Here is a 12,817-nt window from a genome sequence, read left to right as displayed (position 1 = left end):
CCCCCGCCCCGTGCGTCCAGCGCGCCGAGAGCGCATGCGCCCCGATCCCCCCCGCCAGCGCAAGGGCGGCGAGGAACGCCATCGCGCCGACCAGGAACGGCAGCAGCCGGTCAGGGATGGCCTGCCGCAGGGCAAGGCCATCGCGGCGTCGCGTGCCGGGCCACAGGGCCATGTCCTCAGCCCTCCTGCACGAGGTAGCCCTGCATCAGTTCGATCGCATGGGCGGGATATTTGCGCACGAGCGCATCATTATGCGTCGCCACGACAATCGTGGTGCCCAGTTCCGCAAGCCGGTGGAACATGGTCATCAGGCGCGTGGCCTGCCGGTCATCAAGGGCATTGGTCGGTTCATCCGCCAGCAGCAGGGCGGGGCGGTGGATGACGGCGCGCGCGATCGCCACGCGCTGCTGCTCCCCCCCCGAAAGCTGCGGGGGCAGGGCGTCGGTGCGCGATCCCAGGCCGACCCATTTCATGATGGCGTTGACCTCGTGGCGGATCTCGCTTTCGGGGCGCATCTGCAGGCGCAGCGGCAGCGCCACGTTGTCGAACGCCGACAGGTCATCCAGCAGCCGGAAATCCTGGTAGACGACGCCGATGCGCTGGCGCAGGCGTGCGATCACGCCGCGCCGCGCCTGCATCACGGGCACGCCCAGCACATCGACCATCCCCGACGACGCCCGCGCCTCCAGCGCCAGGATCCGCAGCAGGCTCGATTTCCCCGCGCCCGACGGGCCGAGCAGCCAGCGGAATTCCCCCTGCGCCACCGCCACGCTGACATGGTTCAGCGCCGCGCCCTTCTGCGCCGCGGGATAGAGGTAGCTGACGTCCTGAAGCCGGAACATCTGGGATCTGTTACATGCTGCGCGCCGCGACGGCGGAGGCTGTCGCGCACAGGGCGGCCGCCGCCATCAGCGCCAGCCCGTCAAAGATCAGCGAGGACGGGGTCAGCAGGTGGCTGCCGACGCTGATGTGATCGGGAATGGAGTGGGAGACACGGACAATGACGTCATGCGCCTGCGGGTCGCTGGCCTCGGACGAGGTGCTGACAATCCCCATCAGGTGCGGCAGCGCGCTCCAGCCGATCCCCACGATCAGCAGCAGCGGCGCCAGCAGTTCGGCCACCTGCTGCACGAAATAGAACGCGAAATAGCACACGGACCACACTGCGATGCGCACGGCATTGACCCATGCGGGACGTCCGGTGGTGTTGGCGCTATTGGAAAGTGGGGTGTCCATTATCAAATATCTCCGGCATGCAGGTGCGATGCGCCGCCCGGCCTGTCGGGAACGCATTCCTGCCCGAGGTAGCGACGGCTTGTGTTAAATGCAAACTTCTGCCTTGTACACACAGATCGGGGTGCATGGAAACGGATAGCAGCGTGCCGGGGAACCGTAACATGGAAGAGGGCAGGCGATCAGGGCGTGACGCACACGCGCCGGGGCACGAACTGCGCGCGATGGTCGTGTTCGGCGTGGGCGCGCAGGTCTATGCCCTGCCGGTGGGGGACGTGCATGAATGTATCCCCGCGCCTGCGCTGTCGCCGCTGCCGGTGGATCTGCCGCACCTGCCGGGATGGTTCTGGCTGGGGCGCACGCGCGTGCCGGTCATTGACCTTGCGGTGCTGATGGGCGCGCGCCCGCCCGTGGCGCTGCATGCATCGGACCTGCTGTACCGCCCGCTGCTGCTGTGCGCCGTCGCGGGGATGGAGACCGGCATGGGTGTGCATCCGGGCTGGGTGGCGCTGCTGGTGGACCGGGTGATGGATGTGATGCAGGTGCGCGCCGATGCGATCATGCCACTTGGTATTGATCGCGGGGCGGGAGACTGTATTGTCGGCGAAATCGATCGCGGAGGCGAACCACCCGCCATCGTGATGGAGATGGATGGCGTGCTGCGGCACAGCGAACGCCACAGGCTGTCGGGCCTGATGGCGCGTGAGGAGCAGCGCGCGGCGTTATGGACCGCAGATGGGGCGCGCGATGTCTGAAGTCAGCGCGGGGTTGCGCCGGGTCATCTCCGTGATCACCGCGCGGACCGGCCTGCATTATTATACCGACAAGCCGGCGCTGCTGGAAAAGATCATCGCGGCGCGGATGGCGGCACTCGGGTGCAGGGGATATCTCGACTACCTCGAACACCTCAATGACGAGGCGCTTGGCGATGCGGAATGGCGTGAGCTTGAATCCGCCATCACCATCGGGGAGACCTTCTTCTTCCGCTATGCCGAGCAGTTCCGCGCGCTCGAGACCACGATCCTGCCCGAACTGCTGTCGCGCCTGCGCGCGATGCGCATGCTGCGGATCTGGAGTGTCGGGTGCGCCAACGGGGCGGAACCGTATTCCGTGGCCATCGTCCTCAGGCACCTGCTCGAACGCCGGGGCGAGGACGGGTGGACCATAGAGATACTCGGCACCGACATCAGCACCCGTGCGCTCGACCAGGCGCGGCAGGCGGAATTCGGCTGGTGGGCGCTGCGTGACCTGACCCCGCGCCAGCGCGCGGAATGGTTCGTCCCGGTGGTGGAGGGACGGACATGGCGGCTGAAGGAATGCTATCGCCAGATGGTGCGCTTCCGCCATGCCAACATCATGGACCTGCCGCACGGGCGCGGGCCGGTCGGGCCGTTCGACCTCGTGCTGTGCCGCAACGTGCTGATCTATTTCGACCCGGTGCAGGTCGCGCGGCTTGTGCGCGAAATGGCGCAGCGCATGACGGCGGGGGGATGGATGCTGGTCGGGCATTCCGAACCGATGGAACAGTTCGAGAATTTCATGCAGCCTGTGCGCCTGCCCGGCACGATGGCCTTTCGCACGCGCGAACGTGGCGATGCCCCCATCGCGCCGCGCACGCCAGCATCCCGGGGGGGGCTGGTGTCGGCCCCGCCCACCCTGCCGCGTCCCGCGCGCACGGTGCGTCATGTGTCCTCGTCCGCGCCGCAGGCCGTGGCCGATCCCGCGCGTGAAGGCGGGCGGGAGGCCGGGATCCTGCGCACCATCCGCCAGCTTGCCGACAGCGGCGCGCCACGTCGCGCGGTGGGGATGTGCCGTGAATACCTGCGCCGCGCGCCCATGGCGGTCGGGGTCTATTTCATGCTGGGCATCCTTCTGCTGGCGCTTGGCGAACATGAAGGCGCGGTGGAGGGATTCCGTCGCGTGATCTACCTGCGCCGTGGCCATGTGATGGCGCGCTGCTACCTCGCGCACCTGCTGGAGGGGACGGGCGCCGCCGAGGACGCCCGCCGCCTGCGGGCGCAGGCGCGTGAACTGGCGATGTGCCTGTCGGCGACGCATGTCCTCGAAGGGGGCGGGGGTCTTACGGCGGGTGGCCTGCTGCGGATCCTGCAGGACAAGGAAAACCATGACGCGGGGCTTCTGGCCGCGCTGCCTGACATCGCATCGGGCCTGTCATGACGCGGCGCGACGACGCAACGGGCGGGGACATGCCCGCGGACGGGGAACCCGCCGACGCGACGCAGGACCGCTTCGCCCGGCGCATCCTTGCCGAACGCGCCGCCCTGCTGGCCGCGCGCCATGACGCGAACACCGCGCAGGAGGCACCGGGGCGGCGGGTGCTGGTGCTCGATGTGGGCGGGCGTGAATGCTGCATCGATCTTGATGCGGTGCTGCGCGTGACCGACCCGGCCTGGAGCGACATGCCCCGCCGCCCCGACTGCCCCGCAAGCGTGCGTGGTGTGTACGGCTATCAGGGGGATCTCTATACCGTGTTCGACCTCGCCATGCTGCTGGAGGAGGAGGCGCAGCCTGAACCGGGGGTCATGATCCTGCTGCGTTCGGTGTCTTCCGTGCCGCTGGCGCGCATCGCGCTGCTTGCGGGCGCGGCCAGAGGCGTTATGGATATTCCCGCCACCGCACCATCCGTCCTGCCATCGGGCTTTCCCACCGCCGTGCTGCCCGGTGGGCGGCATGTCGTGGCGCTGGACCCGGTGCGTCTCTTTTCCGTCCGTTATTCCGGAGTGTAGCCTGTCGTGACGATTGCAAACCGTCTGTTGTTCGGCTTCATGGTCGGCGTCCTGCTGATGGTCTCGCTTGGCGTCTATGCGCTGGGACAGATCCGCGACGTCCGCGATGAAATGACCATCATCGTCACGCGCGACCTTACGGTCTATCGCCAGTTGACGCTGATCCGCGTGGATGAAACCGACCTTGCAGCGCGGCGCCTTGCGATCGTCGCGCATTACTATGCCCATGATTACGAAAATGCGCCCGGTGCGCTCGATGACGCCATTTCCGACTGGGACGAACGCGCGCATCAGGCCGACGAACTGCTCAGCAGCGTTACCGCCGGCGCGGACGAGGCGGAGCGCCTGGCTCAGTCCACGGACCAGCGCGACATGTTCGCCACCGTATCGGGGCAGTTGCGTGAAATGGCGCAGCAGGTGCTGGTGGACGAACGCGCGGTCGGCGCGCTGTTCCATGCGATGCGCGCGGGCGACCAGCAGGTGGTGCGCGAACAGGTCGGGCGTATCGAAAGCCGGGAGAAGGAGATCGACCAGCTTGTCAGCCAGGCGGCCTCGCTTCTGGACCGTGGGGTGCGGGTTGCGGAAACGCAGGGCGGCGCGTCCTATGACTACAGCCGCCGTTCGCTGGCCATCGGGCTTGGGGCGGCGGTGATCGTGGCACTGATCGTGACGTTCTGGACGCGGCGTTCGATCATGGAACCGCTGGCCTCCATCATGCATGTGATGGAACGCGTGGGGCAGGTCGACCTTGCCACCCGGGCGAAGGTGGGCGACATGGGCGAAAACCGTGACGAGGTGGCGCGCCTTGCCGCCGGGCTGAACCGCATGATCGACGGCCTGCGCGAAATCGCACGCCAGAGCGGGGAGGTCACGCGCGACCTTGACGTGGCGGTGGCCGACATCCGCGCCTCCACCCAGCAGCAGGCCGCAAGTGTGGAGGAGCAGTTCGCCGCCATTCAGGAAACGGCCGCGACCGTGGACCAGATCACCCATTCCGGCGCGCAGATCAGCAAGCGCGCGCGTGAGGTCATTTCCTCCGCCGAGGTGATCGTCCACAGCTCCGCAAGCGGCCTTGACGCCGTGGAGGAGACGGCCCGCGCGATGGCGCGCACCCATGACGGGGCGGAGGCCGTGGCGTCGAACATCGTCGCCCTGTCCGAACGGACCGAGGCGATCAGCGAGATCATCACCACCGTCAACGACCTGTCGGAACGTTCCCACCTGCTTGCCCTCAATGCCGCGATCGAGGCGGCGGCAGCGGGCGAGCACGGGCGCTCCTTCGCCGTGGTCGCGGCAGAGATGAAGATCCTCGCCGACCAGTCGCGCGATGCGACGCAGAACGTGCGTTCCATCCTTGGCGACATCCAGCGCGGCATCAACACCTCGGTCATGCTGACCGAGGAGGCGGTCAAGCGTGTCTCCGCCGGGCGGGAGCGCACCGACATCGCCTACAAGACCATCGAGCGCATGACCGGCGGGATCGAGGAGGGCGTGCATGCGTTCCAGCAGATCGTCGCCTCCACCAACCAGCAGCAGCTTGGCATCGAGCAGGTCATGACCGCATTGCAGAGCATCCGCCAGGCCAGCCAGCAGACATCGGGCGGCACGCGCAACCTGGAGGCATCGGCAAGCAACCTTGGCAAGCTGTCGAAGCAGTTGCTGGCGATTTCCGCCCGGTACCGGACCTGACGCCCGGTTGTGGTTGATCTCAGGCAGGAGCTTCTGGCGGTTTTCGACGCGGAATATCGCGACCACCTGCGCGTCATCCGCGATCTGCTGACTGCCGGGTGCGGCACACGCCAGGCGCTGGCGGAGATTTTCCGCCGCATGCACTCGCTCAAGGGGGCGGCGCGCGCGGTGGAAATCCCGGCGGTGGAGGAAATCGCCCACGACGTGGAAAACCGCCTGTCCACGCTGATGGAACGTGGTGGAACACTTGACGATGCCGATATCGCGACCATTTCGCGTGCGCTTGACGATATCGACGCCATCATGGAACCCCCACCGCCTCCCGCGTCCGTGGCGCCGCCCGATGGCGCGCCGGACGGGCGCGCGGCCCCGCCCGCCACCGGCGACGGCGGGGGGGAGGCCTATGTGCAGGTTCCCGTCTCCCGCCTCGATGCGCTGTCCGGGGCGGTGCATGACCTGATGGGCGTGGCCGAACGCCATGACCGGCTGTGGGAACGCCTTGGCGACCTTATGCGTGACATGCGTGCGCTGTCGCATGCGCCGCAGCGGATACAGGCCGACCCGGTCGCGATCTTTTCGCGCATGACGCGGCGCCTGATGGCCATCGGGCGTGACCATGAACTGATGACCGGGCAGGGTGATCGCGCCCTGCAGCGTCTGGGCGAGGAAGTGCACGCCATCAGCCTTGTCCCCGCCGGGACGGTGTTCGGGTCGCTTGCCGCGATGGCGCGGCGCATCGCGCGCGAACATGGTGGCGCGCAGGCGCAGGTGGAGGTGCGGCTGCGCGGGATGGAGGTGCAGGCCGAACGCCGCGTGATGCAGGCGCTGCGTGATCCCGTGCTGCACCTGCTGCGCAATGCCATCGTCCATGGCCATGAAAGCCGCGCGCAGCGTCTGAAGGCCGGAAAGCCGGAACAGCAGACCATCACGCTGACGGTGACGCTGACGGGGGTGCGCCTGCAGGTCCGGGTCAGTGACGACGGGTGCGGGCCCGACCTGAAGGCGATTGCCGCGCGCGCGGTGCGCCAGGGCATGATCCATGTCGATGCGCCGCTCGATGCGCGGCAGTTGCTGGCGCGGGTGTTCGAACCCGGCTTTTCCACCCGTGCGCATGTGGACCACCTTGCCGGGCGCGGGGTTGGCCTGTCGATCGTGGCGGAGGCCGCGCGCGCCCTGCACGGTACCGTTGCGATGGAACAGGGGCAGCCCTGCGGCACGGTCGTGACCCTGACGGTACCGGTATCGCAGCGCCAGCGCACCGTCCTGCTGGTGGAAAACGGGAAGCGGATGATCGGCCTGCCCGGTCGCGTCATCCGGCACCTGCTGCGTGTAATGCGCGAGGACATCCGCATGGTCGATGGCTGTCCGTTCGCGGTCCTGCCGCATCCGGAGGCAACCGGCACACAGCCGCAGGCCACGGACGGGCAGGCGGAGGAGGAACTGGTGCCCATCGTGCCGCTGTCCGCCTTCGTGGGGGAGGACGACGTCCCCGCCTGCCTGCCGGAGCGCAGTGGCGCGGTCACGGTCGCGGTGATGGAGGTCGATGGCGTGTCATGCGGTTTTGCCGTCGAACGGATGGTGGAGGTGCGCACGCTGCTGATTTCCGATGCCTCCGCCGTGGGACTGGACAGCGAACTGGTCCCCGGCATCGCATGGCCGCGCGAGGACAGGCCCGTTTTCGTCATCAGTCCCGACCGCCTGTTCGAACGCTGGCGCGCGCGCAAGGGCAGGGGCATGCATTTCGCGCCCGCCCCGCCGCCACAGGCCACGCCGGAGGCCCGGCGTGCGCCGCTGGTGCTGGTGGTCGATGATTCCATCACGACGCGCACCCTGCAGAAGACGATCCTGCAGGCCCACGGGTTTGACGTGATGCTGGCGGTGGATGGGGAGGAGGCGCTGATGATGCTGCTGCAGTCATCGCGCCGGGTCGATGTGGTCGTGACCGACGTGGAAATGCCCCGGATGGACGGTTTCGCCCTGCTGGCGGCCATCCATGCCGACCCGCGCCTGGCGGATATCCCCGTCGTGCTGATGACGTCGCGCGACAACGAGGAGGAGATCCGCCGCGGGCTGGAAGGCGGCGCGCGCGCCTATATCACCAAGCAGAAATTCGACCAGGGCGAACTGCTGGCGACGATCCGGGGGCTGTTGTGATCCATACCCCCACCATCCCCGCCGCGGCCCCGCGCTCCGTCCTGGTGGTGGAGGATTCGGCCGTCCTGCGCCACCTGCTGTCACACAGCATCCGCAGCGACGCGCGCCTGCGCCTGATCGATGCGGTCGAAAGCGCGGAGGAGGCGATCCGCCTTGTCCCGCACCTGCGCCCGGACGTGATTTCGATGGATGTGTGCCTGCCCGGCATGGATGGGCTGGAGGCGACGCGCCGCATCATGGCGCAGTGCCCGACACCCATCGTCATCGTTAGCGACGCGCTGGATGCGCAGGTGTCGATGAATGCGCTGCGTTCGGGGGCGCTTGCGGTGATCGAAAAGCCGCGCGGCCTGACGTCGGAGGCCGGGCGCGCCGCCGTCAGCGCGATCACGACGCAGCTTTACATCATGAGCCAGGTGCCCGTGATCCGCCGCCGCCTGCTCGATGCGGGCGCGCATCCGCCACAGGCCGCGCCACTGGTCCCATGGACGGTTGCGCCGCGTATCCTCGCCCTTGCCGCCTCCACCGGGGGGCCGCGCGCCTTTGCGCAGGTGCTGGGCGCGCTGCCGGCGGATTTTCCCCTTCCCGTCGTGGGGGTGCAGCATATGGGCGGACCGTTCATGGAGGGGTTCGCCCACTGGCTGGACCAGCAGGTGCCCATGCCCGTGGCGCTTGCGCGCCATGGCGAGGTGCTGCGGCGCGGGCATGTCTATATCGCGCCGGGGGACCGGCACCTGGGCGTGGGCACGCGGGGGGAGGCGGTCCTGCTCGACATGCCGCCGGTGCAGGGGCAGCGGCCATCGGCGTCGGTCCTGTTTTCGTCCGTCGCCCGCGCCTATGGCCGCGGCGCGCTGGGCGTGCTGATGACCGGAATGGGCGAGGACGGGGCGCAGGGCCTTGGCGACATGCGCCGCGCGGGTGGCTATACCATGACCGAGGACCGCAGCACCGCCGTCATCCACGGCATGCCCGGTGCCGCGGAACGTGCCGGCGCAACCTGCATCAGCCTGCCGCTGCCGGACATCGCGCCACATATCGAACGTCTCCTGAGCGACAGTGCCGACCCGCCCGAGGGGGTGCGTCCCCCGGGCGACAGATACCACGGAACATGACCCGATCATGACAGTACAGCCCGATGACGACCGTCCCGCCACCGTCCTGCTGGTGGAGGATTCCGATACGCAGGCCCTGCGCATCCGCTACATGCTGCAGGGCCATGGCTTTACCGTTGAACGCGTCGCAAGCGGGGAGGCGGCACTCGATACGCTCGACAGCCATATCCCCGACCTCGTGATCGCGGACTATCACCTGCCGGGCATGAATGGCGGGCAGCTTGCGCGGCAGTTGCGCATGAACGCGGTGACGCGCACCATCCCGGTCCTGATCCTGACCGAAGGGATAGAACCGGGGCTGGAGCGTGAAGGGCTGGAGAGCGGGGCGGACGCCTATGTGCCCAAATCCTCCGATTCCACGCTGATCGTCTTTCGCATCCGCGCGCTTTTGCGTGAATATGCGGGCAATGTCCGCGCGCGTCCGGGGCGTGTGTTCCGCCGTGCGCGCATTCTGGTCGTCACCCCGCGCCATGACGCGACCACCGATGGGGGGAAGGTCGGGGCGCTGATCGACCTGCTGCAGCGCGACGGGCATATCGTGACCATCTGTGCCGATCCCGCGCATTTCGACCAGCAGATACTGCTCGACCCCGAACGCGCGCCCGACTGCGTGGTGGTGGACCTGACGGTGGGCGGGTTCGACGGGGTGGTGTTCTGCCGCAGGCTCGACGAACTGCGCCAGGAGGTGCTGATGCGTGGCGGCGTGCCGCTGCGCATCCTTGCCATAAGCCCGCCCAGCCCGGACCAGCGCGAATTTTCCGCCCGCGTGTTCGAAACGGGTGTCGATGACCTTGTGCCCGATGATGTCGCACCCTCCGTTCTGGCGCTGCGCATCCGCGTGCTGGTGCGGCGCAAGCTGTTGCAGGATGATGTCCGCCGTATCGAGGTGGAACGCCAGAACCGCGAGATCGCGATCAAGAGCGCGCGCGCCGAGGCGGCGGCCATCGCGTCGAAGGCGTCGCTGGCGGAGGCGCTGGAGCAGGCCAACCGCGAACTGGCCGACGCCAACCGCAAGCTGATCGAGACACAGGGCAAGCTGGTGCAGACGGCCAAGATGGCGTCGCTGGGTGAACTGGTGGCGGGCATCGCGCACGAGATCAACAACCCGCTGGCCTTCATCCTTGCGCACAAGGACACCGTGGCGCGTGGACTGGAACGCGTGATGGACATGGAGGACGCGTCCACCGATACCGGGCGTGACGGGCGCGAGGCGATCCTGCGCAAGTGCCGCGACCGCGTGGCGTCGATGAACCTTGGCCTGCGCAGGATCCAGAACCTCGTGCTGAACCTGCGCAAATTCTCGCGACTGGACGAGGGGCTGTTCCAGGTCATCGACGTGCCCGAGGCGCTGGAGACGGTACTGGCGCTGCTGACGCAGAAACTGGGCAATGGCATCGTCGTGCACCGCGATTACACCGCGCCGGAGCGTCTGTACTGCCAGGCGGCGCTGCTGAACCAGGTCATCATGAATATTATCAGCAATGCCGCCGATGCAATTGTGGAGGCGGCGGAACGTGATAATCCGGTATCGGACACCCCGGCGCGGGGCCGCATCGACATCCGCACCGAACTCAGGCGGGAGGGGGAGGATGGCGCCCCCCATTACGTCTTCACGATTTCCGATACCGGTCCGGGTGTCGCGCCCGAGGTGCAGGAACGCATCTTCGAACCCTTCTTCACCACCAAGCCGGTTGGCGCGGGAACGGGACTTGGGCTTGCGATCGCCTATGGCGTGGTGCAGGCCCATCAGGGAACGCTGACGGTCGCCAACCGTGAGCACGGCGGCGCGCAGTTCACCATTTCGGTGCCATGGCGCGCGCAGGACTCCGAAGACGGCCATGGTGGGTCCGACGGGCGCATATCCGGTGGACAGGCAGGGCAGGCATGATGGGAAAGAGCACGATATGACAACACAGCCCGCGCGTCCCGTCATCCTGGTGGTGGATGACGAACCCGAAATCCTCGTCGCCCTGACGGACCTGCTCGAAGATGCCTTTACCGTCGTCTCCACCACGTCGCCGGTGGAGGCGCTGGAGATCCTTGCACAGCGCAATGATGTCGATGTCATCGTCTCCGACCAGCGCATGCCCGAGATGGGCGGCGATGTCATGCTGGCCCGCGCGCGTGAGATTTCCGACGCGCAGGCGATCCTGCTGACGGGCTATGCCGATATCGGCGCGGTGGCCGCGGCCCTGAACCAGGGGCGCATCTCCTTTTATTCGCACAAGCCATGGGACCCCGACGCCCTGCGCGCGATGATCGTGCAGGCTGCGGACTATCACCGGCTGGAACGCGAACTGCGTACCGAACGCCAGTTGCTGCACGGGCTGCTCAACAACCTGCGCGCGGGCCTTGGCTTCAAGGATGCCGAAGGGCGTTTCGTGCGGATCAACCGGCAGGCGGCCGATTTCTATGACCGCGACATCGCCGCCTGCCTTGGCCAGCGGGAGGAGGACCTGTGCGATCCCGTGCTGCTGCCGGCCCTGCGCGCGGCGGAGGAGCGCATGCGCGCGGAGGGCCGCGACGAGGCCGCGGTCGAACTGCCGCCGCAGGTCGGGCGCGCCCATGGCCGCTGGCGCGAGTTCACGCGCGTCGTGCTGGAGGACGGGGAAAGCCCCGATGTCTATTCCGTCGTCATCAACCGCGACATCACCCGCCAGCAGGAAATGGAAGGCCGCCTGCGCCAGGCGGAGAAGATGCAGGCCCTTGGCACGATGGCCGGCGGGATCGCGCATGATTTCAACAACCTGCTGACGGCGGTGCTGGGGTCGCTGGAACTGGCCCATGACATGCTGCCACAGGATGAGGGCGCGGTGCTGCGCCTGCTCGACAATGCCACGGCGGCGGCGCGGCGCGGGGCGTCGCTGACGCGCAGGCTGCTCAATTTCAGCCGCCCGCGCGACCTGAGCCTTGAGCCGATCGACGTGAACGCCCTGCTGCACGGCATGAAGGACCTGCTGGCGCAGACCGTGGTGTCGCGGCAGGACAAGGCGCTGGCGACGCCCTGTTCCATCGTCGTCGATACCGCAGCATCCGACGGGGGGCTGCCGCCGGTCTGCACCGATGCGGGGCAACTCGAACTTGCGGTGCTCAACCTGTGCATCAACGCCGTGGACGCGATGCCCGAAGGGGGCGTGATCCGCGTGTCCACCGCACTCAAGCGCGTGCGCGAGGTCGTGGCGGGCACCAACCTCGTGCCCGGCAGCTATGTCATGGTGTCGGTGCAGGACCAGGGCATGGGCATGTCGGAGGAGACGCTGGCGCGCGTGTTCGAACCGTTCTTCACCACCAAGGACGTGGGACGGGGCACCGGGCTTGGCCTGTCGATGATCTATGGCTTCGTCCGCCATGTCGGTGGCGAGGTGCAGGTCCACAGCACCCCCGGCGCGGGTACGCGCGTGGACCTGTGCCTGCCGGTGCAGGACGGGACCGTGCGGGAGGAGAAGGCGGACGGGACCGTGCCATCCACCATGCCGGACCGGCCCCTGCGCATCATGGTCGTTGACGATGAACCGGGCGTGCGCGCGGTCACGGCGGGGTTCCTGCGCGCCCGCGGGCACGAGGTCCATGACTATGCCGGGGGCAGGGCCGCCGTCGCCGCGCTGGAGGCAGGGGGCTTGGGTCCGCTGGACCTTGTCATCATGGATGTGATGATGCCCGAGATGGGCGGGCAGGAAACCGCGCATCGCCTGCAGGCGATCCAGCCGGACCTGAAGGTGCTGTACCTGACCGGCTATGCCAACCTTGGCACCCTGCCGAAGGGGGGGAATGTCATGCACAAGCCCTTCACCCGCGCGGGGCTGGCGGAACAGATCGGGCGAATCATGCGCGGCGGGGCCGCAGCGAGGCCGGACGGGCATGAAGCAGGGCACGGATGATGCCGCG

10 protein-coding genes are annotated in these 12,817 nt (G+C 67.9%); 8 read left to right on the top strand and 2 right to left on the bottom strand.

Annotated features, from left to right (window positions below):
• Positions 1 to 176 precede the first annotated feature (176 nt).
• Together HNH97_RS11630 and HNH97_RS11625 are read right to left on the bottom strand one after the other, a co-directional pair.
• Complete coding sequence (locus HNH97_RS11630; RefSeq protein ID WP_110912183.1) at positions 177 to 842, bottom strand: cell division ATP-binding protein FtsE; 666 nt, start codon at positions 840 to 842, stop codon at positions 177 to 179.
• A 10-nt stretch (positions 843 to 852) separates the two neighbouring features.
• A complete protein-coding gene (locus HNH97_RS11625) occupies positions 853 to 1,236 on the bottom strand; it encodes a hypothetical protein (RefSeq protein WP_110912184.1) in 384 nt (127 codons plus the stop codon).
• Between the two features lie 125 nt (positions 1,237 to 1,361).
• On the opposite strand from HNH97_RS11625, the gene HNH97_RS11620 reads away from it, so the two are divergent.
• The 8 genes from HNH97_RS11620 to HNH97_RS11585 are packed head-to-tail and all read left to right on the top strand — an operon-like array spanning position 1,362 to position 12,810.
• Positions 1,362 to 1,988 (top strand): chemotaxis protein CheW, encoded by a 627-nt coding sequence (locus HNH97_RS11620; protein ID WP_171790997.1) that lies wholly within the window; start codon positions 1,362 to 1,364, stop codon positions 1,986 to 1,988.
• Positions 1,981 to 3,411, top strand: a complete 1,431-nt coding sequence (locus HNH97_RS11615) for a CheR family methyltransferase (protein WP_244949412.1) — start codon at positions 1,981 to 1,983, stop codon at positions 3,409 to 3,411. Before HNH97_RS11620 ends, HNH97_RS11615 begins: the two co-directional genes overlap by 8 nt.
• The gene (locus HNH97_RS11610) at positions 3,408 to 3,980 is read left to right on the top strand and encodes a chemotaxis protein CheW (RefSeq protein ID WP_320442946.1); all 573 of its coding nucleotides are present in this window, start codon (positions 3,408 to 3,410) and stop codon (positions 3,978 to 3,980) included. Before HNH97_RS11615 ends, HNH97_RS11610 begins: the two co-directional genes overlap by 4 nt.
• A gap of 6 nt (positions 3,981 to 3,986) precedes the next feature.
• Positions 3,987 to 5,669 carry a methyl-accepting chemotaxis protein gene (locus HNH97_RS11605; protein ID WP_171790995.1) on the top strand — a complete coding sequence of 561 codons (1,683 nt, stop codon included), beginning with the start codon at positions 3,987 to 3,989 and terminating at the stop codon, positions 5,667 to 5,669.
• Positions 5,670 to 5,678: 9 nt separating this feature from the next.
• Positions 5,679 to 7,823, top strand: coding sequence for a response regulator (locus HNH97_RS11600; protein ID WP_171790994.1), 2,145 nt, complete (start codon positions 5,679 to 5,681; stop codon positions 7,821 to 7,823).
• Complete coding sequence (gene cheB / locus HNH97_RS11595; RefSeq protein ID WP_233042971.1) at positions 7,820 to 8,932, top strand: chemotaxis-specific protein-glutamate methyltransferase CheB; 1,113 nt, start codon at positions 7,820 to 7,822, stop codon at positions 8,930 to 8,932. The genes HNH97_RS11600 and cheB overlap by 4 nt, the downstream gene beginning before the upstream one ends.
• Before the next feature lie 7 nt (positions 8,933 to 8,939).
• Complete coding sequence (locus HNH97_RS11590; protein WP_171790993.1) at positions 8,940 to 10,820, top strand: response regulator; 1,881 nt, start codon at positions 8,940 to 8,942, stop codon at positions 10,818 to 10,820.
• A 16-nt stretch (positions 10,821 to 10,836) separates the two neighbouring features.
• Positions 10,837 to 12,810, top strand: a complete 1,974-nt coding sequence (locus tag HNH97_RS11585) for a response regulator (RefSeq protein WP_171790992.1) — start codon at positions 10,837 to 10,839, stop codon at positions 12,808 to 12,810.
• Positions 12,811 to 12,817 lie beyond the last annotated feature (7 nt).

It is taken from the genome of Gluconacetobacter entanii (assembly GCF_013155425.1).
Taxonomy (GTDB): Bacteria; Pseudomonadota; Alphaproteobacteria; order Acetobacterales; family Acetobacteraceae; genus Novacetimonas; species Novacetimonas entanii.
This window is presented reverse-complemented; position numbering and strand designations above follow the sequence as displayed.

What these genes read in the sequence shown, in the direction of transcription:
- HNH97_RS11630 (WP_110912183.1), bottom strand. Translation starts at nt 842, where the DNA reads ATGTTCCGGCTTCAGGACGTCAGCTACCTCTATCCCGCGGCGCAGAAG.
- HNH97_RS11625 (WP_110912184.1), bottom strand. Translation starts at nt 1,236, where the DNA reads ATGGACACCCCACTTTCCAATAGCGCCAACACCACCGGACGTCCCGCA.
- HNH97_RS11620 (WP_171790997.1), top strand. Translation starts at nt 1,362, where the DNA reads ATGGAAACGGATAGCAGCGTGCCGGGGAACCGTAACATGGAAGAGGGC.
- HNH97_RS11615 (WP_244949412.1), top strand. Translation starts at nt 1,981, where the DNA reads ATGTCTGAAGTCAGCGCGGGGTTGCGCCGGGTCATCTCCGTGATCACC.
- HNH97_RS11610 (WP_320442946.1), top strand. Translation starts at nt 3,408, where the DNA reads ATGACGCGGCGCGACGACGCAACGGGCGGGGACATGCCCGCGGACGGG.
- HNH97_RS11590 (WP_171790993.1), top strand. Translation starts at nt 8,940, where the DNA reads ATGACAGTACAGCCCGATGACGACCGTCCCGCCACCGTCCTGCTGGTG.
- HNH97_RS11585 (WP_171790992.1), top strand. Translation starts at nt 10,837, where the DNA reads ATGACAACACAGCCCGCGCGTCCCGTCATCCTGGTGGTGGATGACGAA.